Annotated in this window: 20 protein-coding genes; 7 read left to right on the top strand and 13 right to left on the bottom strand. The window is 72.7% G+C overall.

The window, feature by feature from the left end; all coding sequences use genetic code 11:
• Positions 1–10: 10 nt before the first annotated feature.
• Together NMK44_RS03840 and NMK44_RS03835 are read right to left on the bottom strand one after the other, a co-directional pair.
• Positions 11–607, bottom strand: a complete 597-nt coding sequence (locus NMK44_RS03840; RefSeq protein WP_254738179.1) for a DNA-3-methyladenine glycosylase I — start codon at positions 605–607, stop codon at positions 11–13.
• Positions 604–1080, bottom strand: a complete 477-nt coding sequence (locus tag NMK44_RS03835) for a DivIVA domain-containing protein (RefSeq protein WP_254738177.1) — start codon at positions 1078–1080, stop codon at positions 604–606. The genes NMK44_RS03840 and NMK44_RS03835 overlap by 4 nt, the downstream gene beginning before the upstream one ends.
• A 145-nt stretch (positions 1081–1225) precedes the next feature.
• Between NMK44_RS03835 and folP the strand changes: the two genes are divergently transcribed.
• The gene (gene folP / locus NMK44_RS03830; protein ID WP_254738175.1) at positions 1226–2086 is read left to right on the top strand and encodes a dihydropteroate synthase; all 861 of its coding nucleotides are present in this window, start codon (positions 1226–1228) and stop codon (positions 2084–2086) included.
• A 19-nt stretch (positions 2087–2105) separates the two neighbouring features.
• Here the strand turns inward: folP and NMK44_RS03825 are convergent, their stop codons facing one another.
• The gene (locus NMK44_RS03825) at positions 2106–2855 is read right to left on the bottom strand and encodes an LOG family protein (RefSeq protein WP_254738173.1); all 750 of its coding nucleotides are present in this window, start codon (positions 2853–2855) and stop codon (positions 2106–2108) included.
• A 117-nt stretch (positions 2856–2972) separates the two neighbouring features.
• Positions 2973–4043 carry a succinyl-diaminopimelate desuccinylase gene (dapE, locus tag NMK44_RS03820; RefSeq protein WP_254738171.1) on the bottom strand — a complete coding sequence of 357 codons (1071 nt, stop codon included), beginning with the start codon at positions 4041–4043 and terminating at the stop codon, positions 2973–2975.
• 109 nt (positions 4044–4152) lie between these two features.
• Between dapE and NMK44_RS03815 the strand changes: the two genes are divergently transcribed.
• Positions 4153–5061 (top strand): VldE C-terminal domain-containing protein, encoded by a 909-nt coding sequence (locus tag NMK44_RS03815; RefSeq protein ID WP_254738169.1) that lies wholly within the window; start codon positions 4153–4155, stop codon positions 5059–5061.
• A 214-nt stretch (positions 5062–5275) separates the two neighbouring features.
• Positions 5276–5758 carry an ATP-binding protein gene (locus tag NMK44_RS03810; protein ID WP_254738167.1) on the top strand — a complete coding sequence of 161 codons (483 nt, stop codon included), beginning with the start codon at positions 5276–5278 and terminating at the stop codon, positions 5756–5758.
• A gap of 86 nt (positions 5759–5844) precedes the next feature.
• Here the strand turns inward: NMK44_RS03810 and dapC are convergent, their stop codons facing one another.
• Both dapC and fdxA read right to left on the bottom strand, forming a co-directional pair.
• Entirely contained in the window at positions 5845–6966 is a 1122-nt protein-coding gene (gene dapC / locus NMK44_RS03805) for a succinyldiaminopimelate transaminase (RefSeq protein WP_254738165.1), read from the bottom strand.
• A 153-nt stretch (positions 6967–7119) separates the two neighbouring features.
• The gene (gene fdxA, locus NMK44_RS03800) at positions 7120–7446 is read right to left on the bottom strand and encodes a ferredoxin (RefSeq protein WP_014054705.1); all 327 of its coding nucleotides are present in this window, start codon (positions 7444–7446) and stop codon (positions 7120–7122) included.
• 114 nt (positions 7447–7560) lie between these two features.
• On the opposite strand from fdxA, the gene NMK44_RS03795 reads away from it, so the two are divergent.
• The gene (locus NMK44_RS03795) at positions 7561–8577 is read left to right on the top strand and encodes a GNAT family N-acetyltransferase (protein WP_254738163.1); all 1017 of its coding nucleotides are present in this window, start codon (positions 7561–7563) and stop codon (positions 8575–8577) included.
• Positions 8578–8594: 17 nt separating this feature from the next.
• Positions 8595–9431, top strand: a complete 837-nt coding sequence (locus NMK44_RS03790) for a transglutaminase family protein (RefSeq protein ID WP_254738161.1) — start codon at positions 8595–8597, stop codon at positions 9429–9431.
• A 46-nt stretch (positions 9432–9477) separates the two neighbouring features.
• Here NMK44_RS03790 and NMK44_RS03785 read toward each other — a convergent pair whose 3' ends face one another.
• The 6 genes from NMK44_RS03785 to NMK44_RS03760 all read right to left on the bottom strand — a co-directional run bounded on the left by NMK44_RS03785 (position 9478) and on the right by NMK44_RS03760 (position 15250).
• Positions 9478–10221 carry an ABC transporter permease gene (locus tag NMK44_RS03785; RefSeq protein ID WP_254738159.1) on the bottom strand — a complete coding sequence of 248 codons (744 nt, stop codon included), beginning with the start codon at positions 10219–10221 and terminating at the stop codon, positions 9478–9480.
• Complete coding sequence (locus NMK44_RS03780; RefSeq protein ID WP_254738157.1) at positions 10218–11180, bottom strand: ABC transporter ATP-binding protein; 963 nt, start codon at positions 11178–11180, stop codon at positions 10218–10220. The genes NMK44_RS03785 and NMK44_RS03780 overlap by 4 nt, the downstream gene beginning before the upstream one ends.
• A 157-nt stretch (positions 11181–11337) precedes the next feature.
• Positions 11338–13515 carry a peptidoglycan binding domain-containing protein gene (locus tag NMK44_RS03775; RefSeq protein WP_254738155.1) on the bottom strand — a complete coding sequence of 726 codons (2178 nt, stop codon included), beginning with the start codon at positions 13513–13515 and terminating at the stop codon, positions 11338–11340.
• A 196-nt stretch (positions 13516–13711) separates the two neighbouring features.
• Positions 13712–14080, bottom strand: a complete 369-nt coding sequence (locus NMK44_RS03770) for a DUF6113 family protein (protein WP_254738154.1) — start codon at positions 14078–14080, stop codon at positions 13712–13714.
• Positions 14077–14961 carry an N-acetyl-1-D-myo-inositol-2-amino-2-deoxy-alpha-D-glucopyranoside deacetylase gene (mshB, locus tag NMK44_RS03765; protein ID WP_254738152.1) on the bottom strand — a complete coding sequence of 295 codons (885 nt, stop codon included), beginning with the start codon at positions 14959–14961 and terminating at the stop codon, positions 14077–14079. The genes NMK44_RS03770 and mshB overlap by 4 nt, the downstream gene beginning before the upstream one ends.
• Positions 14962–15055: 94 nt before the next feature.
• The gene (locus tag NMK44_RS03760) at positions 15056–15250 is read right to left on the bottom strand and encodes a hypothetical protein (RefSeq protein WP_176180810.1); all 195 of its coding nucleotides are present in this window, start codon (positions 15248–15250) and stop codon (positions 15056–15058) included.
• Between the two features lie 354 nt (positions 15251–15604).
• Here NMK44_RS03760 and NMK44_RS03755 point away from each other — a divergent pair, with 354 nt between their 5' ends.
• Entirely contained in the window at positions 15605–17767 is a 2163-nt protein-coding gene (locus tag NMK44_RS03755) for a prolyl oligopeptidase family serine peptidase (RefSeq protein ID WP_254738151.1), read from the top strand.
• Between the two features lie 31 nt (positions 17768–17798).
• On the opposite strand, the gene NMK44_RS03750 is transcribed toward NMK44_RS03755, so the two are convergent.
• Positions 17799–18965, bottom strand: a complete 1167-nt coding sequence (locus tag NMK44_RS03750) for a hypothetical protein (protein WP_254738149.1) — start codon at positions 18963–18965, stop codon at positions 17799–17801.
• Between the two features lie 450 nt (positions 18966–19415).
• Here NMK44_RS03750 and NMK44_RS03745 point away from each other — a divergent pair, with 450 nt between their 5' ends.
• Positions 19416–20420 (top strand): ABC transporter permease, encoded by a 1005-nt coding sequence (locus NMK44_RS03745; protein ID WP_254738147.1) that lies wholly within the window; start codon positions 19416–19418, stop codon positions 20418–20420.
• Positions 20421–20448 lie beyond the last annotated feature (28 nt).

Below are 20448 nucleotides of genomic sequence, written 5' to 3'. Positions count from 1 at the left end.
GCCGGTCGCGTCAGGCAGCGCCGCGCAGATGACAGCCCGCGAGATGGTCATCGACCAGACCGCACGCCTGCATCAGGGCATAGGCGGTGGTGGGCCCGACGAAGCGGAAGCCGCGCTTCTTGAGGGCGCGGCTGAGCGCCGTGGACTCCTCGGTGATCGCCGGGACGTCCGCGGTGGTCCGCGGCACCGGACGGCCGTCGGGGTCGGGGGCGTGGGACCAGATCAGCTCGTCCAGTTCGCCCGGGTCCAGCTCCGCCGCCGCACGGGCGTTGGCGATGGTGGCCACGATCTTGGCCCGGTTGCGGATGATGCCGGGGTCGGCGAGCAGCCGTTCCTCGTCGGCCTCGGTGAACGCCGCCACCTCGGCGATCCGGAAGCCGGCGAAGGCGGCGCGGAAGCCCTCGCGGCGGCGCAGGATCGTCAGCCAGGACAGACCGGACTGGAACGCCTCCAGGCAGATCCGTTCGTACAGGGCGTCATCACCGTGGACCGGGCGGCCCCACTCGGTGTCGTGGTAGGCGCGGTAGTCCGTCATGGTGGCGGACTCCAGCCCCCAGGGACAGCGCGGCAGCCCGTCCGGTCCGGTGACCGGACCCTGGCCGGTCATGCCTCGGACCCGTCGTGGCCGCCGGAGTCCCCGTGCTCGCCGTGGCGGCGCGGGGGCCGGAACACGTCCTGGTCACGCTCGTCCTCATCGGACTCCGGACCATCGAGACCGCCGCGCGGGGTGAGGTGGTCCCGGCGGTCCCGGCCGGTCTGCGGCGCGGGCCCGCCGTGGTCCGCGCCCCGGGGCCCGGCGAGCGCGTCCTCCAGCTCGGCGATCCGGGCGTCGCGCTCGGCCAGCTCGGCGCCGAGGCGGCCCAGCGCGTCGTCGACGTCTGCCATCCGGTAGCCGCGCAGGGTCATCGGCAGCCGCAGGGCCTCCACATCGGAGCGGACCAGGGGCCGGTCGGCGGGCAGCCGGTCGTCCAGCAGGTCCGGGGGTGCCTCGCTCAGCGTTCCGCCCTGGCCGCCCCCGACGACGGCGAGCGTGACCCCGCCGACCACTACGACCAGCGCGATCAGCAAGAACAAGAACACGGTGATCGTCTCCCCGGGGGTGCATGGTTGAGTCTGTGCCCGACGGCCTCGACATCTGTCTGACCCGATCGTGCCATGCCCCCGGGGCGGCTATCGTCGCTGCCCGCCCCCGGACAGAAGAACGCGAGAACGCGAAGGGACAAGCATGCTGCGGCTGGGACGACGTGAGTTCGGCGCCGATGAGCGGGTGATCATGGCGATCGTGAACCGGACGCCCGACTCCTTCTACGACCAGGGGGCGACCTTCCGCGACGAGCCCGCGCTCGCCCGGGTCGAGCGGGCGGTCGCCGACGGCGCGGCCATCATCGACATCGGCGGGGTCAAGGCGGGCCCGGGGGACGAGGTGAGCGCCGAGGAGGAGGCACGGCGCACCGTCGGTTTCGTGGCCGAGGTGCGCAGGCGCCACCCGGATGTGGTGATCAGCGTGGACACCTGGCGGCATGAGGTGGGCGAGGCGGTCTGCGAGGCGGGCGCCGATCTGCTCAACGACGCCTGGGGCGGGGTGGATCCCCGGCTGGCGGAGGTCGCCGCCCGGTACGGGGCCGGGCTGGTGTGCACCCACGCGGGCGGGGCCGAACCGCGTACCCGGCCGCACCGGATCGCCTACGACGACGTGGTGGCGGACATCCTGCGGGTCACCCTGGGGCTGGCCGAGCGCGCCGTGGAACTGGGGGTGCGACGGGACGGGATCATGATCGACCCGGGGCATGACTTCGGGAAGAACACCCGCCACTCGCTGGAGGCGACGCGACGGCTCGGCGAGCTGGCGGAGACCGGCTGGCCGGTGCTGGTGTCGCTGTCCAACAAGGACTTCGTGGGCGAGACGCTGGACCGCCCGGTGAAGGAGCGGGTGCTCGGCACCCTGGCCACCACCGCGGTCTCGGCCTGGCTCGGCGCGCAGGTCTACCGGGTGCACGAGGTGGCGGAGACCCGTCAGGTGCTGGACATGGTGTCGTCCATCGCGGGCCACCGGCCCCCGGCGGTCGCCCGCCGGGGACTGGCCTGAGGGTCCCGCGGGGGCCGGATCAGGCGCCGGACTCCTTGGTGACCAGGTCGACCACCTCGTCGATGTCGTCGGTGAGGTGGAACAGCTCCAGATCCTGCGGGGACGCCTTGCCCTCCGCGATCAGCGTGTTCTCCAGCCAGTGGACCAGCCCGTGCCAGTAGGAGCTGCCGAACAGCACGATCGGGAAGCGGGTCACCTTCTTGGTCTGCACCAGGGTGAGCGCCTCGAAGCACTCGTCCAGGGTGCCCAGCCCGCCGGGCAGCACCACGAAGCCCTGCGCGTACTTCACGAACATCGTCTTGCGGACGAAGAAGTAGCGGAAGTTGACCCCGATGTCGACATACGGGTTGAGCCCCTGCTCGTACGGCAGCTCGATGCCCAGGCCGACGGAGACGCCGCCCGCCTCGCTCGCGCCGCGGTTGGCGGCCTCCATGGCGCCGGGACCACCGCCGGTGATCACCCCGAAGCCCGCCTCGGCCAGCGCCCGGCCGATCCGCACCCCGGCCTCGTACTCCGGCGATCCCTCGGGGGTGCGGGCGGATCCGAACACACTGACGGCCTTGCCGAGCTCCGCCAGGGTGCCGAAGCCCTCGACGAACTCGGACTGGATGCGCAGTACGCGGAACGGGTCCTCGTGCACCCAGTGCGTGGCGCCCTGGGTGTCCAGCAGCCGCTGGTCGGTGGTACCGGGTCGCATCTGGTGACGACGGCGCACGACCGGGCCCAGACGCTGCTCGTGCAGCGCTCGCTCTTCCTCGGCGTTGCCCACTGTGTGCTCCCTTCGCCAAGATCTGCCAAAGATCTGAAGTTCAGGGTAGGCCCCCGGGGCGGCGAACAGCCGACATCCGGGCCACGCTCACCCGGCGGACCGGCGGACCGCCGTTGATCAGCGGGTCAGCCAGGCCCTCAGCAGCTCCTCGGCCTCCAGCACCGCGGCGGTCGGCACATGCTCCTCACGGGTGTGCGCCAGCTTGGGATCGCCGGGTCCATAGTTGACCGCGGGCACCCCGAGCGCCGAGAACCGGGCGACGTCGGTCCAGCCGTCCTTGGGGGCGAGCTCGGCGCCGAGGGTCTCGACGAACGCGGCGGCCGACGGATGGCTCAGACCGGGCAGGGCGCCGGGCGCGCTGTCGGTGACCTCCACCGCGAAGCCGTCGAAGACCTCGTGGACATGGGCCAGCGCCTCCTGCTCCGAACGGTCCGGGGCGAAGCGGTAGTTCACGGTCACGGCGCAGGCGTCGGGGATGACGTTGTTGGCATGACCGCCCTCGACGCGTACCGCGTTGAGCCCCTCGCGGTAGGTCAGCCCGTCGATCTCCACCCGCCGGGGCATGTACCCGGCCAGCCGGGACAGGATCGGCGCGGCCTTGTGGATGGCGTTGTCCCCGAGCCAGCTCCGGGCCGAGTGGGCCCGCTTCCCCTCGGTGCTCACCCGTACCCGCAGGGTGCCCTGGCAGCCGCCCTCGACCTTCCCGTCGGTGGGCTCCAGCAGCACCGCGAAGTCGGCGGCCAGCCACTCGGGGTGGCGCTCGGCCAGCCGTCCCAGACCGTTGAGCTCGGCGGCGACCTCCTCGTGGTCGTAGAAGACGAAGGTGAGGTCGCGGTTGGGGGCGGGCACCGTGGCCGCCATCCGCAGCTGTACGGCCACCCCGGACTTCATATCGGAGGTGCCGCAGCCCCACAGCACGCCGTTCCCGTCCAGCCGGGAGGGCACGTTGTCGGCGATCGGCACGGTGTCCAGGTGTCCGGCCAGGATCACACGCTCCGCGCGCCCCAGGTCGGTCCGGGCGACCACGGCGTCCCCGTCCCGGTCGACGGTCAGGTGCGGAAGGGTCCGCAGCGCCTGCTCGACGGCGTCGGCGAGGGCTTTCTCATCACCGCTGACCGAGGGGAAGTCGACGAGCCGGGCGGTGAGCCGGGCCGCGTCCAGGGACAGGTCGAGGCGTGGGTGGTCCATACCCGCGACCCTAACGCGCGGGCCTTCCGCGGCCGCACCGCGCGTGGCCTTCCCCACCCCTCTCCCCTTCCCCGGCGGGGTGCCGGGGCCCTCCAGTAACGTGTGGCGCGTGCCCGCGTCCGCCCTCTCCAGCCGCCCCCGACTGCTCCGGGCCGCGGTCGGCTGTGCCGTTCTGCTGGGCCTGGCCGGGTATCTGGCGGCCCATGTGCTGACCGGGGGCGGCGGCCCGCCGCGCTGTGTGGTGCGCGCCGGTGGCGAGAAGGTGCTGCTGGCTCCCGAACAGGCCGCGAACGCGGCCTCGGTCGAGGCCGTGGCGGCCTCCCGCGGACTGCCGGAGCGCGCCGTCACCATCGCGCTGGCCACCGCGTTCCAGGAGTCGGGGCTGCGCACCATCCGCCACGGCGACCGGGACTCCGCCGGACTGTTCCAGCAACGGCCCTCGCAGGGCTGGGGCACCAGGGCGCAGATCCAGGACCCGGTCTACTCGGCGGGCAAGTTCTACGACCGGCTGGAGCGGGTGCCCGGCTACTCCCGGCTGCCGCTCACGGTGGCCGCGCAGCGGGTGCAGCGCAGCGGCTACCCGCAGGCGTACGCCAAGCACGAGACGGAGGCGGTGGTGCTGACCGCCGCGCTCACCGGTCGGGCGGAGGCCGCATTCAGCTGTCCCGGTCCGCCGGACGACGGCACCGCGGGCGATCCGCGGCGGGTCGGCTCGGCGCTGGCACGGGAGTTCGGCCGGGAGGTACGGCCCCGGGTGGAGACCGCCGGAGGGGGCGGCGGCAGACATGCCGCAGGCGCGCGCACGGTGCTGGTACCGGTCCGGCCGGTGACCGCCCGGGGCGCGACGGCGGAGCGCGGCTGGGAATTGGCGCACTGGGCCGTGGCTCACTCGGACGGACTGCGTATCGAACGCGTCTCTTATGGAAAGCACGTGTGGAGCGCGGGGAATTCCGGGGACGGCTGGCGCATCTCACAGGAGAGTTCCGGAGCGGACGTCCGCCTCGTCATCGCGCGCTAGCGCAACGGGACACCGCAGCTCAGCGGGGGTGCTCAACCGCCCCTGGGGGGACCGGGAGACCGTGTGCGCCGCGAATGCGCACCGAGGCGAATTCCGGGACGCATTACTCATTCTTTACCTGGGGGCACCGCAACCTCCCGCGGGCCACATCGGTATGCACGGCGTCCGATCACCGGGCACTGCACGCCAATTGTCCCTCCGTCAAAGGAGCATCATGTCCCTCCCTCTCACGCGTCGGATCGCTCGGGCCGCGCTGGTGGTCGCCGCCGGCGCCGCTCCCGTGGTCGCCGCCGCCGGCGCCGCGAGTGCGGCGGAAGCTGCCCTGCCGCAGCCCAAGCTGGGCGGACTGAGCGCCCTGGACACCGCATCCGTCGACCAGGTCGCGGACATCGCCTCGCAGCAGATCGGGAGCACGGCGGGCGACGTCGGCGGCAAGGCCGGACGCACCGTCACGGAGGTTCTGCCGGGCAAGGCCGCTCCGGCGACCCCCGTCCAGCAGGCGAAGACCCTCCCGGCCAAGGGCAAGGCCGTCAAGGGCGCCCACGCCAAGGCCAAGGGCGGCGCGCACGCCAAGGGCAAGGCCACCAAGGCCGCTCCGAAGGCCCCCCAGGCCCCGCAGCAGGCGCCGGGCCCCGTGGGCCAGGACCTGCCGATCAAGGGCCTTCCGCTGGGCGGCCTGCCGGTGATCGGCGGCTGATCACCCGCGCCGCGCACCACGGGGGCCCGGGGAGTGTCCACTCCCCGGGCCCTCGTGCATCGGTCGTCGGTTCCGCGGTGTGCCCGTCAGGCCGTCAGCCGGCGGACCGCCGCCGCCACCCGCTCATCGGTCGCGGTGAACGCGATCCGTACGTTCCGCTCGCCCGCCGGGCCGTAGAAGTCGCCCGGCGCCACCAGGATGCCCCGTTCGGCGAGGGCGCCGACGGTCTCCCAGCACGGCTCGTCCCGGGTGGCCCACAGGTACAGCGACGCCTCGCTGTGCTCGATCCGGAAGCCGAGGCCCTCCAGCGCCGGGCGCAGCGCGGCACGGCGCCGCTCATAGCGCTCCCGCTGCTCGGCCACGTGCTTGTCGTCGGCGAGCGCCGCGACCGTGGCGGCCTGCACCGGGGCGGGCACCATCATCCCGCCGTGCTTACGGATCTTCAGCAGCTCGCCGAGCACCGTCTCGTCACCGGCGAGGAACGCCGCGCGGTAGCCCGCCAGATTGGACCGCTTGGACAGCGAGTGGACCGCGACCAGTCCCTCGAAGCTGCCGCCGGAGATCTCCGGGTGCAGCACCGAGCGCGGATCGGCCTCCCAGCCCAGTTCGAGGTAGCACTCATCACTGACCAGCAGCACCCCGTGCTCCCGGGCCCAGGCGACGGCCGCCCGCAGCTCCTCGGCCGACAGCACCCGGCCGGTGGGGTTGGACGGGGAGTTCAGCCACAGCAGCTTGAGCCCGGCCGGGTCCAGCCCGGCGCCCGCGGCCCCGCCCGCGAAGACCTCCACGTCGTACGGCACCGGTTCGGCACCCGCCAGCCGTGCGCCCACCTCGTAGGTCGGGTAGGCCAGCCGTGGGAAGGCGACCCGGTCCCCGGCGCCGAGTCCGAGCTGCGCGGGGAGCGAGGCCACCAGCTCCTTGGAGCCGACCACCGGGAGCACCTCGGTGTGGCGGACCCCGGTGGCGCCCAGCCGCCGCTCCACCCAGCCGGTGAGCGCGTCCCGCAGCGCGGCGGTGCCCCAGACGGTGGGGTAGCCGGGGCTGTCGGCGGCACCGGCCAGGGCCCGCTGGACCGCGTCCGGAACCGGGTCGACCGGCGTGCCGACCGAGAGGTCGACGATGCCGTCGGGATGGGCCGCGGCGGTCGCCTTGTACGGTTCGAGACGGTCCCACGGGAAGACCGGGAGACGGGCGGAGACGGCTGACACGGGTGGCTCGCTTTCGTCGCAGTCAGCCCGGTCGGACCGCCGGGAAACCCGGTGGCCCCCCGGGAGAAACAGACCGGCCCCGCAGGCCGCAGGCCGTACGGGACCGAGGGCTGCGCCCAGGGCCCGCGAACGGGGCCCGGCGCGGGAGCGGACTTACTCGTCGTGCTCCTGCGGCGGCAGGGCGGCGATGAAGGGGTGGTCGCGCTCGATCAGACCGAGCTTGCTCGCGCCACCGGGCGAGCCGAGCTCGTCGAAGAACTCGACGTTCGCCTTGTAGTAGTCCTTCCACTCCTCCGGAGTGTCATCCTCGTAGAAGATGGCCTCGACCGGGCAGACCGGCTCACAGGCTCCGCAGTCGACGCATTCGTCCGGGTGGATGTACAAGGACCGCTGGCCCTCGTAGATACAGTCGACGGGGCACTCCTCGATGCACGCCTTGTCCTTCAGGTCGACACAAGGCTGCGCGATGACGTAGGTCACGCTGTCGTTCCTCCTCGTTAGGGCTGCTATCGCGCGGGAGCGCGGCGTCGTCGATGCCCGCACCTAGTATCGCCGTTCCAGGGCACCAGACGCACATGAGGGGCTGACACAGCTGTGGATTTCACCACCGGCGGACGTCTCGAGGTCCGGATCACCCCAGCTGACGTGGGCAAACGCGTATCGGTGCGGCTTTTGACCGGGGCGGCCGACCCGCACGCGACCTTCACCGACGTGGTCGGAGTTCTCACATCGTGGACCCATGATGTGCTGTGTGTCACCCGGCGCTCCGGGGAGGCCGTGCGGATCGCGCGGTCCTCGCTGGTGGCGGGGAAGGTGGTGCCCGCCGCGCCCGCCCGCCGCCGGGGTCCGGCCGCGAGCGCGCGCGAGCTGGACCGGGTGGCCGCGCGCGGCTGGCCCGCGGTGGAGAGCGAGGCCCTGGGCGACTGGCTGCTGCGGGCCTCCGGCGGTTTCACCAGGCGGGCCAACTCCGTACTGGCCACCGGCGACCCGGGACTGCCGCTGGACGCCGCGCTGGACCGGGTGACCGCCTGGTACGGCGAGCGCGGACGGCCCGCGTACCTCCAGCTCAGCACCGGCGCCGAGGACACCCAGGAGCTGCTGGCCGCCGAACTGGACGCGCGCGGCTGGACCAGGGAGGTCTCCGCGCAGGTGCGGATCGCGGGTCTGGCACCGGTCGCCGACCAGGACGCGGACATCTCGGCGGTGACGCTCTCCCGCCATATCGACGACGCCTGGCTGGCCCGCTACCAGCGCTCCGCCGCCCCCTCCCCCGAAGTGCGGGCGGTGCTCTCCGGCGGCCCCTCGGTGTGGTTCGCCACGATAGGCGGCGCGGCCGGGGACAAGGTCCCCGCCGCGATCGGACGGTTGGTGGTGGACGGCCGGTGGGCCGGGTTCGCGGCGGTGGAGGTCGCCCCGGAGCGGCGGCGACAGGGGCTCGCCGGAGCGGTGATGACCGCACTGGCCCGCAAAGCACTGGAGGAAGGCGCCTCGGCGGCGTACCTCCAGGTCGAGACGGACAATGAAGGGGCTCACGCGCTGTACGAGGGCCTGGGCTTCACCGTCCACCACACCTACCACCACTGGCGCGCGCCGCACGGCGACGCCCACTGAGCGGGTACCGGATCACCATGCCGCACAGCGACGAGACCTCCCGACACCGGCGATTCGCCGAGGCGGCCCGTGAGGAGCGCCCCGATCTGGCCCTGCTGTGCCTGCTGGTGGGGATGGAGGCGGACCCCGGTCTGGACGAGGACGGTCTTGACCGGGCGCAGATCGAGCTGGACCGGCTGGCCGGTCTGGTGCCCTTCTCCCCCGGCGGGCCCGAGGGCTGGGCCGCCGCGCTGGCCCGGGTGCTCGGCGGGGAGCACGGTTTCCGGGGCTCCGGGGCCGACTACCGGCGGCTGGAGTCCTCACTGCTGCACGAGGTGCTGGAGCACCGCCGCGGACTGCCGATCCTGCTGTCGGTGGTGTGGATCGAGGTGGCGCGGCGGGCGGGCGCACCGGTGTACGGGGTGGGTCTTCCGGGCCACTTCGTGGTGGGCTTCGGCGATCCCCACGGACACCATGTGCTGGTCGATCCGTTCGACGGCGGCCGGACGCTGTCGTCCGAGGACGCGGCGACGCTGGTGGCGGGCGCCACGGGCACCCCGCTGGCGCCGTCGATGCTCAGCCCCTCCACCCCGCTGGACATCGTGCTGCGGATCCTCAACAACATCCGGGCCTGGGCCGCCGCCCGCCCCGAGCGCACCGATGTGCGGCTGTGGGCGGTCGAGCTGTCGCTGCTGCTGCCCAGCCACCCCGCCCGGCTGCGCTATGAGCGGGCCCAACTGCTGGTCGAGCGGGGTGAGTTCACCGCGGGGGCGAAGGAGCTGGAGAGTTACGCGGAGGTGGTGGCCGCGGTGGAGCCCGAGGCGGCGGAGGCGGTGCGACGCCAGGCGCGCGCGGCCCGCGCGATGCTCAACTGAACGACCGGGCCCGGCCGGACGGTTGGGCCCGGCCGGACGGCGGTCGTCAGGCCCTGCGGGTGTCCTTGCGGTACAGCCACGCCGCCGCGCCCGCGAAGAGTGCCAGATAGCCGGCGAGCAGCGCGATGTCCCCGGCGTGCGGCGCGTCGCCCACCTCGATGGCCTGGCCCAGCGCCGCGTACGCGTGGGTGGGCAGATAGCCGGCGATGTCCTGGAGCCACTGGGGATAGGCGGTGGTCGGCATCCACAGACCGCCGAGGATCGACAGACCGAAGTAGATGATCATCGTCAGCGGCCGTACGGCGTCCCCGGTGGCCAGATAGCCGATGGCCACCCCCAGCGCCGCGAAGACCAGGGACCCCGCCCAGATCGCGCCGGTCAGTGCGAACCACTGCCAGGGGGCGTCCATCCGCACGCCCTTGGTGACGGTGGCCACGACGAAGACGACCACGATCGACGGCAGGGTGGCGACGGCGGCTGCCGCGATCTTCGCCAGGACGTAGCCGCGCCCCGGCAGCGGGGTCAGCCGTAGCTGGCGCACCCAGCCGCGCTCGCGCTCCTTGGCGATCCGCTCGCTGTTGCCCATCAGGGCGGCGGTGAGCGCCCCGAAGGAGGCCATCGCGACGGTGTAGTACAGCGGCATCGTCAGATCGGTGTGCGGAACGAGCGCGGTGCGCCCGGCGGTACCCGCGATCATCAGGAACAGCGCCGAGGGGTAGATCACCGTGAAGAACATGAACTTCTTGTTCCGCAGGGTGCGCTTGATCTCAAGGGCGACCAGGGTCTTCATCGGGTCGCCTCCTTCCGCGTCGCGGCGTCGGTGAGGGTGAGGAACGCCTGCTCCAGGCCGAGTCCGGCGACCTCGAGTCCGCGCGGGTAGAGCCCGAGCGCGTAGACCGCATGCACCGTGGCGTCCGCGTCGGTGGAACGGATCCGCACGGTCCGGCCCGAGATCTCGATCCCGCCGAGCGCGGGCAGACCGCGCAGCGCCGTCTCGTCGGCCGGGGTGTCCAGGGTGAAGGAGATCCTGCGGGCTCCGGCCATCGCCTTGATCTCGGCCGAGGAGCCGTCGGCCAGCACCCGGCCGCGGTGCAGCACGATCACCCGGTCGGCGATCGCGTCCGCCTCCTCCAGGTAGTGGGTGGCGAAGAGGATGGTGCGGCCCTCCGCCGCCTGGGCCCGCATCGCGCCCCAGAAGGTCTGCCGGGCCGAGACATCCATCCCGGTGGTCGGCTCGTCCAGCAGGATCAGATCGGAGGCGCCCGCGGTGGCGAACGCGAACCGGACCCGCTGCTCCTGACCGCCGGAGAGTTTGTCGACCTTGCGGTCGGCGATCTCGGTGATCCCCGCCCGCTCCAGCACCCGGTCCACCGGATGGCCCTGGGGGTGCAGATCGCAGGCGAGCCCCACCAGCTCCCGTACGGTGACCTCCTCCATCAGGGCACCGCTCTGCAGCATCGCGCCCACTCGGCCACGGGCGATGGCCTGCCGCGGGGTGGTGCCGAAGACCTCGACCCGGCCGGAGTCGGGGTGGCGCAGGCCGAGCAGCAGATCGAGGGTGGAGGACTTGCCCGCGCCGTTGGGGCCGAGCAGGGCCACCGTCTCCCCCGGGTGGAGGGTGAGGTCGAGTCCGTCGACGGCGCGGACGTCACCGTAGTTCTTGGTCACCCGTTCGAAGCGGACGACGGGGGCGGGGTCCGCGGCGCGCGGTGCGGCGCCGGACGCGGACGGTGCGGTTCTCACGGTCATGGGCCCAAGCCTCGCCGACGGCGGCGTACGCCCGGCAGGGTCAGCGGTCGTGACCTGGGGATGACAGATGTCACGGTCCGGCGCCGGGAGGCGCGGACGCGCGACGGCCCCCGCCCGGTGCCGGGCGGGGGCCGCTGCGCGGACCTGAGGTACGGACTCAGTTGGGCGTGGTGTCGATGACCCCGATGCGCTCCGAGGCCGTCTTGCCGACCAGCGCCTTGCTGAGCGCCACGACCACGTCCTGCGGGCTGACCGGCTTCTTGGAGCCGTTGCCGCGCTCGATCAGCACCCCGTCGAAGGTGGCGCCGTAGAGCTGCTTGAGCACCGCGAGGTCGTAGTGCTCCACCAGCTTGCCGTTGACCACCCTCATCGAGAGGATCTTCGGCAGCGACCGCTCGGGGCTGAACTGCAGCGAGTGGGCGGGATCGGTCTGCACGGTGACCAGACCGGACATCGCGGGCTTGGCGAAGGTCTTCATCTTGCTGTCGACCGCGGCCTTGCTCACCGTCGGCTGCTTGACGCTGACCGGCAGCGTGATGGCCTGGTCCTTGCCGGTCTCGGCCCGCTGACGGTAGGCGTCGGAGACGGCGCTGACCGCCTGGTCGACGTCGAGCGCCTTGCCCGCCTTGCCGTACACCGGGACGGCGCGGCCGGAGGCGAAGCTGATGCCGCCCTCGCGGGCGGTGCCCGAGGTGCCCGCGAGCCGCTCCAGGGCGTCCCGCAGCTTCTCCTCGTCGACCGTCACCTCGGGTTCGGCGTCATGGGTGCCGCCGAAGAGCGAGCCGATGACCGTGACCGGGTTGTAGTCACGGCCCGCGACGTTGCGGACGGTGGTCTCGGTGTCCAGGGCCAGCCCCGCGACGGACGGCTTGATCTCCTTCTGCTCGCCGTCCACCGACACCTTCAGCGGAGCGGTGGTGCGCTTGCCGAGCGTGGCGTCCAGCTTGTCGACGGCGGCCTCCTTGGAGGTTCCGCCGATGTCGACGCCGAGCACCATGGTGCCGTTGGGGACGTCCGCGTGGTTCATCACCAGGCCCGCGCCGTACGCGCCACCGGCGACGACGACCAGCAGGGCGGCCAGCATGACCAGCTTGGAGCGGCCCTTCTTCTTCGGCTTCCCGGCCGCGGGGGCGGAGGGTGCCGTGTTGCTCGGCGGGGCGCTGTCCCCTGCGGGCGCGGCGGGACCGCCTCCGGCGGGCGGGGACGGCGGCCTGCTGTCCAGCGGAGGCACCACGGGCACCCCGCTGACCAGCGTGTCGCTGGAGATCTGCTCGGGCGGCACACCGCCGCCCGGGGTGGGGTCGGGGTCGCGGAAGAGCGGACGGTCGCCGTCCGCGCCACCGCTCAGCGGACCGGTCCCGGTGGTCGCGCCCAGGCTGCCGGACATCGGCGAACCGGACGGCGGGGTCGGGGGCTGCCCGGCCGGGCCGCCGTGGCCGAGCGGACCCACCCCGCCGGGGGGTGTGCGCTGATCGCTGTCGAACGGATTGTCGAACGGATCGCCCGGCGGGGGCGGCAGCTCGTCATCGCGCGGTCCGCCGCCGAGACCGGGCGGCATCAGCATGTCGCCGGTGGCCGGGCCGGTGGTCGCGCCGTTCGGCCGCGGGTCGCCCGGGAAACCGCCGCCCGCGGGGGCGTCGGTGAAGTACGGCAGATCGGCGGTCGGGTCGCCGCCCGCCTGAGGCACGGGGAAACCCTGCGTCGTCTCGGGCGACGGCGGCACGGGGAAGCCCTGTGTGGTCTCCGGTCCGGAGGGCGCGGGGAAGCCCTGCGTCGTCTCGGGTCCGGAGGGCGCGGGGAACGCCTGCGTGGTCTCCGGTCCGGAGGGCACGGGCGGCCGCGGGATGTTCCCGGTGGACGAGTTGCTCCTGGGCTTGCGCGGCGCGAACCAGTCGCTGGTGCGCTCGCCGTCGCCCTTGGCGCCCCTGCCGTCCGCACCGTCGGCGCCGGTCTCGGCCGGAGCGGCCTCCGGCGCGGCGGCGGCCTCGGGCCGCGGATGGGCGCCGGTGCGTTCGCCGGGGCTGTCGTCCTCGCCGGAGCGGGGCGACGGAACGCCGTCCTCCCCGACGGGCTTGCGCATGACGACCGGGGGGATCGGCCGGGAACCGGGGATGTTGATCCGGATCCGGGTCGTCAGCGTGGTCTCGGTCTTCGGTTCCTCCGGCTTGGCCGCGGCACCCGCGTCGCCGTCGCGGGATGCGCCCTGCGGGGCCTCCTGCGTCCGGTTCAGCGATCCGGACTGGCGGGATCCGTACGGCGGGGTGCCCGACGGGTAGGCGGCACCGCCGCTTCCCCCCCGGGGCCCGGAGGACGAACTGTCAGATTCACGGCTCAAAGCAGGTTCTCCCAGTTAGCTCCGCCGCCCGTCAGACCTCGCGCGGGCGGCTCGGCGGCGCGCACCACCTTACTGGGCGCCGCGGTGGCGCACTTGACGGCCGTCATATCGCCGCCGCGGCACGCTCTTCGGACAGCGCCGGGCGACGAGGATGCGTCACGCGCGCCCAGGGGACGTACACGACGGAAACGTCACGTCACTTACCAAGTCGGGCGGACCGCGCGGCCGGTTGCGGAACCAGCGGCAACGTGGCGCAGATCACACCGGCGAACATCCCGCCCAGCAGGAAGACATACGAGCCCAGCCCCGCGCCGAAGAGGAAGTCCCCCTCCGGGCGCGTCGAGGTGAGCAGCAGCACGGTGACCGTCCAGGCCCCGGCGGGCACTCCACCGCCCATCCGGGTGGCGGTGGCCTTGAGCCCGCCGTAGCAGAGCGCCACCACACCGAGCAGCGCGAGCAGCAATCCGCCGGGGAACCAGGCGCCTTGGACCAGCGCGCCCGCGAGGCCCACGAGCACGCCCATCACGGCGAGCAGGACGTATGCGCCCAGACGTGCGGCACTCATACGCCCACCCCCGCGAAGAGGTCGTCCTCGCGGTCCGCGGCGGCCTCGCCCCGGACGAGCCGGTAGTGCTCACGGACGAAGAGCGGCTGGCCCAGCTCGTTGGAGAGGGCGAAGAAGGGTCCGTCCACCGCGATCTGGGTGGCGTGGGCGCGCATGGCCGCGGTCTTCGCCGCCGCGTGGCCGCCGCCGTCGACGACCGCGGTCACCTCGGCATCGTCCACCACACCGGGCACATCGTCGACCGACGCGATACCCGGGAACGGCGCCTCCCGGCCCGCCGCCCGCAGCCGGGCGAAGCCCTCCTCGACCGCCGAGCGCGGCACACAGTTCCAGTAGACCTTGGCGATCTCGTGGGGGGCGCCAAGACCAGGGCCGAAACCGGGGTCCGCGGCCAGCCGATGCGCGCGCATCGCGACGCGGTGGGCCTGGATGTGGTCGGGGTGGCCATAGCCCCCGTTCCGGTCGTACGCGATCATGACCTGGGGCCGGACCTCGCGGATCACGGCCACCAGATGGCCCGCCGCCTCGTCGAGGTCGGCCTGCCAGAAGCACTCCGGGCGGTCGTTCTGCGGAACGCCCATCATCCCCGAGTCGCGGTAGCGGCCGGGTCCGCCGAGGAAGCGGTGGTCCTCGACCCCCAAGGCCGCCATCGCCGCGGCCAGTTCACCGATCCGGTGGGGCCCCAGCGCGTCGTCGCGGTCGGCGGCGAGATGCGCCAGATCGGGCGGGATGACCTCGCCCTCTTCACCGAGGGTGCAGGTCACCAGCGTGACATGGGCACCCTCGGCGGCGTACTTCGCCATGGTCGCGCCATTGTTGATCGACTCGTCGTCCGGATGCGCATGCACCAGGAGCAGACGACGGACGGGAAGAGCGGTCATGGGCACAGCCTACGATTCGCACACCCGTGCCCATGGGGCGCGGCACCACGCCCCCTCCGCCCGCCACGGCCGGGCGGCCGTCCGACCCCCGGGGTCAGAGGTCCACGTCACCGATCATGTCCGCCACATTGGTGGTGAGGTCGTCGATCGTCGGTGCCACCGACGAGCTGGCGAGGTAGAAGCCGAGGAGCACACAGATGATCGCGTGCCCCGCCTTCAGCCCTGCCTTGTTGACGAGCATGAAGACGATGATCAGCAGCAGCACTACCAGTGAAATCGAGAGCGCCACAGCGGCTCACCTCCAGGTACACGCGCTCGGACGGACAACATTATTGATGCCACGGGGGCCCTACCCACTATGCGCAATCGATCATAACTATGGGCGCGTGCGCACGACTCGGTGCACGGGAGCATGACAGGGGCGCATGCCTGATTGCACTAACTGCCGTGCTGACGAGGCCACTTCACGCTGGTTATGCGCCATATCGGGGCCGTCCGGGCTGGCTTGATCCGGGCACCCGCGCGGCCGGACCGTGCCGTCGGCAAGCGGCGCCGGCCGGGGTCCGCGCCACCGGTGGCCCGGCCGGACCACCGATCGGGCCGTCCGGCCCCTGGAGATCAACCGGACACGTACGCTCGCCCTATGACCGGACAGCTCTCGTTCCCTCGGCAACACGCGCGCACCCAGCGTTTCACCCTCGGGGCGCCCCGGGCCCTCACCGTGGCCCCGGACGATGCGCGCGTCGTCTTCCTGCGGTCCCGCACCGGCACCGACCGGACGGGGCTGCTGTGGGTGCACGACCTCGACGAGGGCCGGGAGCGCCCGGTCGCGGACCCGGCGGAGCTGCTCGGCGGCGCCGAGGAGGAGCTGTCCGCCGAGGAGCGGGCGCGGCGCGAACGCAGCCGTGAGGGATCGGCCGGAGTGGTCGGCTACGCGGTGGACGCGGCGGTGGAGCTGGCCGCCTTCTCCCTCTCCGGGCGGCTGTTCACCGCCGATCTGATCGGTGGCACCAGCCGTGAACTGCCGGTTCCGGGCCCGGTGGTGGATCCGCGGCCGTCCCCCGACGGCCGTCACATCGCCTATGCGGCGGACGGCGCGCTGCGGGTGACCGGCGCCGACGGCGAGGGCGACCGGGCACTCGCCGCACCGGAGGGCGACACCGTCACCTACGGTCTCGCGGAGTTCATCGCGGCCGAGGAGATGCACCGCTCGCGCGGCTACTGGTGGTCGCCCGAGGGGGACGCGCTGCTGGTGGCGCGGGTGGACGACGCCCCGGTGCGGCGCTGGTGGATCGCCGACCCGGCGCATCCCGACCGGGAGCCCACCGAGATCGCCTACCCGGCCGCGGGCACGCCCAACGCCGAGGTGCGGCTGGTGCTGCTGGGCCTGGACGGCTCCCGTACGGAGGTCGAATGGGACCGGCAGCGCTACCCCTACCTGGCCCAGGTGCACTGGTCGGCCTACGGTCCGCCGCTTCTGCTGGTCCAGGCGCGGGACCAGCGCAGCCAGCTCTATCTGGCCGTGGACACCGAGTCCGGACGGACCAGCACGGTCCATGTCGACGAGGACGCGGTTTGGCTGGATCTTTTCCCCGGCGTTCCGGCGTGGACGCAAGATGGTCGGCTCGTGCGGATCGCGGACGAGGCCGGTGCCCGGGTGCTGATGGTCGGCGACCGCAAGCTCACCTCCGGTGCCCTCCATGTGCGCGCGATCCTCGGCATCGGCGAGGACGACGTGCTGTTCTCCGCGTCCCCCGGGGCCGGCGCGGGTCTTCCCGAACTGCCCGGTGAGATCGATGTCTACCGCGCCTGGTTCCGCGGCAGCGGCGACCAGGGCGGCTGGGAGCCGGTCGGCAAGCGGCCGTTCCCCGCGGTGCACTCCGCCGCGCGCGGCGCCGAGGTGGTCGCCCTGTCCTACGCGGGTCTGGAGCGGCCCGGGACCCGGGTGGAGATCCTCCGGCCCGGGGACCGCGGCACGCATGAGCCGCTCGCCGAGATCGCCTCGTACGCGGAAGCGCCGGTGCTCACCGCCCGCCCGCAGCTGGTCTTCGCGGGCAAGCGCGACATCCCCTGCGCGGTACTGCTGCCGACCGGCTACCGCGAGGGCGACGGTCCGCTCCCGGTGCTGATGGATCCGTACGGTGGCCCGCACGGCCAGCGCGTGGTGGCCTCCCACAACGCCTATCTGACCTCGCAGTGGTTCGCCGACCAGGGCTTCGCGGTGATCGTGGCCGACGGCCGCGGCACCCCGGGCCGCTCCCCCGGCTGGGAGAAGGCGGTGCGCGACGACCTCGCGGCCGTCTCGCTGGAGGACCAGGTGGAGGCGCTCACCGCGCTGGCCGGAAGCCATCCGCTGGATCTGACCAAGGTGGCCATCCGCGGCTGGTCCTACGGCGGCTATCTCGCCGGACTCGCGGTGCTGCGCCGCCCCGATGTCTTCCACGCGGGGGTGGTCGGCGCCCCGGTCACCGATCTGCGGCTGTACGACACCCACTACATGGAGCGGTACCTCGGCCGGCCGGACGAGCAGCCCGCGGTCTACGCCGAGAACTCGCTGGTGACCGATGAGGGGCTGTCCGGCGCGGCGGAGACCGTACGGCCGATGATGATCGTCCACGGGCTGGCGGACGACAACGTGGTCGTGGCGCACAGCCTGCGGCTGTCCTCCGCGCTGCTGGCCGCGGGCCGTCCCCATGAGGTGCTGCCGCTGTCCGGGGTGACCCATATGACCCCGCAGGAGCAGGTCGCGGAGAATCTGCTGCTGCTCCAGGTGGAGTTCCTCAAGCGGTCCCTGGGGCTGAGCTAGCGGACACCGCCGCCCCCGGCCCCGCCCGCCGCTACCAGCCCGGTGGCGGCGGGGGCGGGGGCGCCGCGGGCGGCGGCGGTGCGGACGGCGGGGCGGCGGGCCGCGGCGGGGCGTAGCCGCCGGTGTCGTAACCGGAGTCAAAGCCGGTGTCGTAACCGCCGTACGGAGGGTCCGCGTAACCGCCCGGCCCGCCCTGGCCGTAGCCGTGGCCGCCCTGGCCATAGCCGTACCCCCCGCCATAGCCCCCGTATGCCGGGGCCGGCGGCGCGGCCGGCGGGCGCTGCGCCAGCACGACGAGTGCGATCAGCCCGGCCAGCGCCTGGACGAAGGCGGTGAGCACGCTGAGCACGCCCACCACCGGCAGCTCGTCGAGGTGGTCGAGGAAGTCCAGCTTGATGTAGAGCGAGGCGGTGCTGACGCCCTCACCCAGCAGCAGAGCCCCCGCCGTCATCCCCAGCGGCCGGGACAGCGGCGCCCGCGCCAGCGCGGCACCGGCGGCGGCCAGCGCCAGGGCGATCACCGCCCATGCCGTCCAGGCCCCCGGCGCGGCCAGCAGGCTGATCAGGCTGTACTTACCGCTGAGCAGGTTCTTGTAGGCGTCCCAGCCCCGCTCCTGCGCCCAGTAGATCTGCCAGGCGCCGAGCGCCACCCCGATGACGCCCAGGAAGAGCGCCGCGGTGACCGCGGCGCCCGGGCCGGGCCGCCCCGGCGGCTCCTCGGCCGGCCCGCCGGGACCGCCGGGCGGAGCGAGGTCGGCGGGACGGCGGGCGGCGGCCACCGTGGCCAGCAGCAGCCCGCCCAGCACCACACCCGCCCACGCGGTGATCTCGGCACGGGTCTTGAGGTCGTCCGGGATGCCCTGCATCCAGTCGGCGTCCAGGTTCCACAGGCTCGGCAGCCGCACCGCCACGGTCACCACGGCCGCCGTGCCGAGCGCGCCCGCGGCGGATGAGGACCGCAGGGCGGTGAGCCCGACGGCCACGTAGATCCCCAGCAGGATCAGATCGAGCAGCGAGGAGCCGAAGACCGAGCCGGAGGCCCGGAACGGCATGCCCGCCCAGGTCCACCACAGCTGGTCCGACTCCTCGGCCTTGTCCAGGTCGCGGATGATCCACGCCAGCGAGATCATCCCGAGCACCGCACAGACGAGCGCGCCGAAGACGCGCGCTCCGCGGGTGAGTATCCGTCCCTGCCCCATAGCCGTAGGTCTGCCCCACCTCATACCCCGGCCAACCGTCATGGCAGGAAGTGACCTACGGAATGTGACCGGCCGGGGCGACATGGCACGCCCCGGCCGGTCTACGGCACCCGCACGGCCGTACGCGTCCAGTCTGGCGCGTCCGTATATCGGTGTTGCGACAGTGAAGTTGCCCGTGTGTTAAAGCGGTTGGGGCGCATACACCACGGTTTGCCCTCGTTGACTGATCACTGTCAAGCACATGGTCGCGTCGATCTGCCAAATGTTCGCTCAAGACTGGGACGACCGGCGGATCAGCCGTCGTACGCATCTTGACTGGGCTGTTCATGGGTTGCGACAGTCCGCTCAACCCGACACGCACGCACGACCACGGCGGGCGGGGAGCAGCGATATGACGCGCGTGGACAACGGGCGTTGACGGTGTGACACCAGTGCGGGGGCGTGACTGCGATGACGAGTCCATCCCAGACCGGCGTGGTCGAGAAGGCCGCACCGGCGGCGGAGGGCGGGGCTCCGCCCGGACTGGCGCCCCGTCAGCTCATGTGGCGGCGGTTCCGGCGCGACCGCACCGGGATGGTCTCCGCCGGTGTGGTGCTGTTCTTCTTCCTGGTCGCGCTGCTGGCGCCGCTGATCTCGACGCTGTACGGCAAGGATCCGTACACCACCTACGGTCTGGACCGCCCCGAGCTGCTTGACCCCCTCACCGGCTATCCGATGAAGCCCAACGGCGGCATCGACGGCGAGTTCTGGTTCGGCATCGAGCCCAAACTGGGCCGCGACGTACTGATGCAGCTGGTCTACGGCATCCGCACCTCGCTGCTCATCGGACTGGCCGCGACCGTGCTCTCCACGGTCACCGGCATCGTCATCGGTGTGGTCGCCGGGTACATGGGCGGACGGACCGACTACTTCCTGGGCCGTCTGATCGATCTGCTGCTGTCCTTTCCGCAGCAGCTCTTCTTCGTCGCCTTCATGCCGGTGGTCACCGCGCTGTTCGTGAGCCCGCAGAAGGAGACCCCCACCTATTTCCGGGTGACCGCCCTGGTGCTGGTGCTGTGGCTGCTGGGCTGGATGCAGCTCGCCCGGCTGCTGCGCGGCCAGGTGCTCTCACTGCGGGAGCGGGAGTTCGTCGAGGCGGCCAAGGTGACCGGTGCGTCGCCGTGGCGGATCGTCCGCAAGGAGCTGCTGCCCAACCTCGGCACCCCGATCCTGGTGCAGGCCACGCTGATGCTGCCGAACTTCGTGACGACGGAGGCGGCGCTGTCCTTCCTCGGGGTGGGCATGGTCGAACCGACCCCCGACTGGGGCCGGATGTTCGCCAAGGGCGCCAACTTCTACGAGGGCGACATCACCTACATGTTCTTCCCCGGCATCGCCATGGTGGTCTTCGTGGTCGCCTTCAACCTGCTCGGGGACTCGGTCCGGGACGCGATGGACCCGAAGACCACGCGCTGATCAGGGCCGGAGATACGGCAGAGGCAGA

Source organism: Streptomyces cucumeris, from assembly GCF_024295805.1.
In the GTDB taxonomy this organism is placed as follows: domain Bacteria; phylum Actinomycetota; class Actinomycetes; order Streptomycetales; family Streptomycetaceae; genus Streptomyces; species Streptomyces cucumeris.
Note: the sequence above shows the minus strand (reverse complement) of the source record. Positions and strands in the feature narration are given on the sequence as shown.

What these genes read in the sequence shown, in the direction of transcription:
- NMK44_RS03840 (WP_254738179.1), bottom strand. Translation starts at nt 607, where the DNA reads ATGACCGGCCAGGGTCCGGTCACCGGACCGGACGGGCTGCCGCGCTGT.
- folP (WP_254738175.1), top strand. Translation starts at nt 1,226, where the DNA reads ATGCTGCGGCTGGGACGACGTGAGTTCGGCGCCGATGAGCGGGTGATC.
- dapE (WP_254738171.1), bottom strand. Translation starts at nt 4,043, where the DNA reads ATGGACCACCCACGCCTCGACCTGTCCCTGGACGCGGCCCGGCTCACC.
- NMK44_RS03810 (WP_254738167.1), top strand. Translation starts at nt 5,276, where the DNA reads ATGTCCCTCCCTCTCACGCGTCGGATCGCTCGGGCCGCGCTGGTGGTC.
- NMK44_RS03790 (WP_254738161.1), top strand. Translation starts at nt 8,595, where the DNA reads ATGCCGCACAGCGACGAGACCTCCCGACACCGGCGATTCGCCGAGGCG.
- NMK44_RS03785 (WP_254738159.1), bottom strand. Translation starts at nt 10,221, where the DNA reads ATGAAGACCCTGGTCGCCCTTGAGATCAAGCGCACCCTGCGGAACAAG.
- NMK44_RS03780 (WP_254738157.1), bottom strand. Translation starts at nt 11,180, where the DNA reads ATGACCGTGAGAACCGCACCGTCCGCGTCCGGCGCCGCACCGCGCGCC.
- NMK44_RS03770 (WP_254738154.1), bottom strand. Translation starts at nt 14,080, where the DNA reads ATGAGTGCCGCACGTCTGGGCGCATACGTCCTGCTCGCCGTGATGGGC.
- mshB (WP_254738152.1), bottom strand. Translation starts at nt 14,961, where the DNA reads ATGACCGCTCTTCCCGTCCGTCGTCTGCTCCTGGTGCATGCGCATCCG.
- NMK44_RS03755 (WP_254738151.1), top strand. Translation starts at nt 15,605, where the DNA reads ATGACCGGACAGCTCTCGTTCCCTCGGCAACACGCGCGCACCCAGCGT.
- NMK44_RS03750 (WP_254738149.1), bottom strand. Translation starts at nt 18,965, where the DNA reads ATGGGGCAGGGACGGATACTCACCCGCGGAGCGCGCGTCTTCGGCGCG.
- NMK44_RS03745 (WP_254738147.1), top strand. Translation starts at nt 19,416, where the DNA reads ATGACGAGTCCATCCCAGACCGGCGTGGTCGAGAAGGCCGCACCGGCG.